Raw genomic sequence first — 3998 nt, forward strand, 5'->3', positions numbered from 1 at the left:
CGGGGCGGCCGCCGCCTCGCGCTTGCGGGCGATGATGGCCTGCGCCCGCGCGCGCTGGCGCTGGCGCACCTCGGCGTCGTGGGCGCGGATGCCCGGCTCGCCCTGACGCAGCTGCACGAGCAGCGGCGTGGCGATGAAGATCGACGAGAAGGTGCCCACCGCGATGCCGATGAACAGGGCCAGCGAGAGGTCCAGCAGCGTGCCCGGACCCAGCTTGCCGAAGCCCACCGCGAGGATGGCCGCCACCGGCAGCAGCGCCACCACCGAGGTGTTGATGGAGCGCACCAGCGTCTGGTTGACGGCCGTGTTGGCCGCCTGGGCGTAGGTGCGGTTCTTGTGCTTCATCGCGTCGTCGACGTTCTCGCGCAGCTTGTCGAACACCACCACGGTGTCGTAGAGCGAGTAGCCGAGGATGGTGAGGAAGCCGATGACCGAGGCCGGGGAGACCTCGAAACCGGCCAGCGCGAAGGCGCCGACGGTGAACACGAGGTCGTGGAGCAGGGCCACCAGGGCTGCCAGCGCCATCTTCCAGGTGCGGAAGTACAGGGCCAGCACGAGCGAGACCAGGCCGAGGAAGACACCCAGGGCGATCACGGCCTTGCGGCTGACCTCCTTGCCCCAGGACGGACCCACCAGGGATCCGGCCACGTCCTTGGCGGGCACGTCGAACTCCTGCGCCAGGGCGCTGCGGGCCTTGTCCAGGCCCGTCGAGCCGCCCTCGAGGCTGCCGGTCTGCACGCGGACCGTCTCGCCGCCGATGACGCTGGAGCGCACCGTCTCCCCGGCGCCCACCTGGGCGTCGAGCGCCCGGGCCGCACGGGCCTCGTAGTCCGTGGTGTCGCTCACCCCGGCCACCCGGAAGTCCGAGCCACCGGTGAACTCCAGGCCCAGGTTGAGGCCGCGGCCGAACAGGCCGAGCAGCGAGAGCGCCAGGAGCACCGCCGAGACCGTGTACCAGAGCTTGCGGCGGCCGACGAAGTCGAACTGGCGGCGGCCGGTGTGCAGGTCGTTGCCGAACTGTGCGAAACCCATCAGAGAGCGGCCTCCGTGGTCGTGCCGGTGGTCGGCGGGGTGTCGGGCAGGGAACGCACCCGGCCCCGGCCCACGTAGGTGGTGCGGCGGGCACCCAGGCTCTCGGGGTTCATGCCCGAGAGCCTGTGGCCGTCACCGAAGAAGCGGGTCTGCGCCAGCAGCGTCACCACCGGGTGGGTGAAGAGCATGACCACCACGAGGTCGATGATGGTGGTGAGCCCCAGCATGAACGCGAAGGCCTTCACGTTGGCCTCGCTGAGCAGGTAGAGGATCACCGCCGCGAGCAGGTTCACCGCGTCCGAGATGAGGATCGTGCGGCGTGCACGGGCCCAGCCGGTGTCCACGGCGTTGCGCAGCGGCCGCCCCTCGCGCACCTCGTCGCGGACGCGCTCGAAGTACACGATGAAGGAGTCCGCGGTCACACCGATGGCCACGATGAGGCCGGTGATGCCGGCCATCGTGAGGCGCAGGTTGTACTGCCAGCCCAGGAGCACCACCGCGAGGTAGGCCAGCAGGGCGGCCAGCGCGAGGGAGGCCAGGGTGACCAGGCCCAGGGCGCGGTACTGGAAGAGCGAGTAGACGGCCACCAGGGCCAGGCCGATCACGCCGGCCCAGATGCCCCAACGCAGCTGCTCGTCACCCAGGGTGGGGCTGATCTGCTCGGAGGACTGGAGCTTGAACGAGAACGGCAGGGCACCGAACTTCAGCTGGTCGGCCAGGGCCTTGCCCTCCTCGGCGGTGAAGTCGCCAGTGATGGAGGCCTGGCCGTTGGTGATGACCTGGTTCATGCCCGGGGCGGAGATGACCTCGCCGTCGAGCAGCATCGCGAACCGGTTGTACGGCGAGTCCTTGGGCTGGGCGGCCATGACCGCCGAGAGGTCGGCGAAGGTGTCGGCGGCCTTGCCGTCCAGCTCGAGGCTCACGGCGATCTTGCCGGTGGGCTGACCCTGCTGGTTGGTCTCCGGGCCGGAGGAGGCGTCGGCGATGCTCGAACCCTCGATGCGGGTGGGGCTGAGCAGGAACTTCTCGGTACCGGTGGGGTCACAGGCCACCACGAAGTCGTCGTCGCCGGCGGACTGGGCCTCCTCGCGGGTCTTGTCCGTGCCGCAGTCGTAGCTGTCGAAGCGCTTCTGCACGGCGGCCGGGATGGTGATGTCCTTGCCGTGCGGCGTGCCGTCGCCCTGCGCGGGCTGCTGCGCGTCGTCCGAGCCCGTCGGGGCCGGCGAGGAGGCGGCGTCCCCGGAACCCTGCGAGGCCGAGGCGCTCGGAGCCGCCTTGTCGGACGCCTTGCCCGAGTCCTTGCCCGACGACGAGGCGCTGGAGTCCTTCGAGGAGTCGGTGGCCTTCGGCGACGACTGGGCCGGCCACACGCCCTCGGCGATGGTGGCCGGGGCGCTCGAGCCGCCCGTCGACCCCTTGCCCGACTCCTTGCCGGAGGCCTTGCCGTCCTTCGACGAGCTGCCCTCGTAGCCCGGCAGGTTCTTGGGGTTCTTCGGCGCCGGGGCACCGGACTCCACGGCCAGCACCTCGCGGAAGGTCATGCGGCTCGAGGCCTGCAGCGACTCGATGACCGCCGGGTCGGGGGTACCGGGCATGGCCACGGAGATGTTGCGGCCACCCAGGGTGGTCACCTCCGCCTCGGCCACGCCGGAGCCGTCCACGCGCTGCCGGATGATGTTCACGGCCTGGTCCACCTGGCCGCTGGTCACCTGACCGCCCTCGACGGCCGGCTCGAGGATGAGCTGCTGCCCGCCCTCGAGGTCCAGCCCGAGCATCGGGGTCAGGGACGCCTGCGGCTTGGCGAAGAGGTGGGCGGCGCCCAGGCCTCCGAACAGCAGCATCAGGAGCAGCAGCAGCGTCAGCAGGGTGTTCACGGCCTTGGCCCGCTGGGCACGCATGTTCATCGGCGCACCCCCAAGCGGGCCCGTTCGCGCGGCATGGGCATCGACTTACCTCGGTTCGTGGGTTGGGGCCGCCCCCTCGGGCACGGCGGGGAGTGAGTCTAGGCGAGGGGCGCCGGGTGGCCGAAGCGACCCGCGGGTGGCGGCGGTTCGTCGCCCAGGTGGCGCCAGGCCGCGGGGGTCGCGGCACGCCCCCGGGGGGTCCGGACCACGAAACCCTCGCGCACCAGGTAGGGCTCGGCCACGGTCTCCACGGTGTCGGGCTCCTCCCCCACGGCCACGGCCAGCGTGGTCAGGCCCACCGGGCCGCCGTCGAAGCGGCGGCACAGCGCCTCCAGGACCGCGCGGTCCAGCCGGTCCAGGCCCTGCAGGTCGACGTCGAAGAGGTCCAGGGCCTCCCGCGAGGCCTCGGCGTCCACCACCTGGCGGCCGTGCACCTGGGCCCAGTCCCGGACGCGCCGCAGCAACCGGTTGGCGATGCGGGGCGTGCCCCGGGACCGGCCGGCGATCTCCGCGATGCCCCGGGGCTCGGCCTGCACGCCCAGCTTGCGGGCGTTCACGGTGAGGATCGTGGCCAGGTCCTCGGCCGCGTAGTAGTCGAGGTGCCCGGTGAACCCGAAGCGGTCGCGCAGCGGCGCGGGCAGCAGCCCCGAGCGCGTGGTGGCGCCCACCACGGTGAACGGCGGCAGCTCCAGCGGGATGGCGGTGGCCCCGGGGCCCTTGCCCACCACCACGTCCACGCGGAAGTCCTCCATGGCCAGGTAGAGCATCTCCTCGGCGGCCCGCGACATGCGGTGGATCTCGTCGAGGAAGAGCACCTCCCCCTCGGCCAGCGAGGAGAGGATGGCGGCCAGGTCGCCGGCGTGCTGGATGGCCGGTCCGGAGGTGATGCGGATCGGCGCGCCCATCTCGGCGGCCACGATCATGGCCAGCGTCGTCTTGCCCAGCCCGGGCGGCCCGGAGAGCAGGATGTGGTCGGCCGGCGCGCCCCGGCGGCGGGCGGCCTCGAGCACCAGGTGCAGCTGGTCGCGCACCCGGTCCTGCCCGGCGAGGTCGGCCAGGCGC

General features: G+C 72.2%; 3 protein-coding genes. All 3 read right to left on the bottom strand.

Annotated features, from left to right (window positions below; translation table 11 throughout):
* Positions 1 to 1032: protein translocase subunit SecF (secF, locus tag HMPREF3099_RS05870; RefSeq protein WP_070705135.1), on the bottom strand; the 1032-nt coding region annotated here is incomplete at its 3' end.
* Entirely contained in the window at positions 1032 to 2936 is a 1905-nt protein-coding gene (gene secD / locus HMPREF3099_RS05875) for a protein translocase subunit SecD (protein ID WP_070705136.1), read from the bottom strand. The genes secF and secD, both read right to left, overlap by 1 nt.
* 98 nt (positions 2937 to 3034) lie before the next feature.
* A partial coding sequence (ruvB, locus tag HMPREF3099_RS05880; RefSeq protein ID WP_070705137.1) for a Holliday junction branch migration DNA helicase RuvB occupies positions 3035 to 3998 on the bottom strand: 964 nt, incomplete at its 5' end.

It is taken from the genome of Kytococcus sp. HMSC28H12, assembly GCF_001816045.1.
Taxonomy (GTDB): Bacteria; Actinomycetota; Actinomycetes; order Actinomycetales; family Dermatophilaceae; genus Kytococcus; species Kytococcus schroeteri.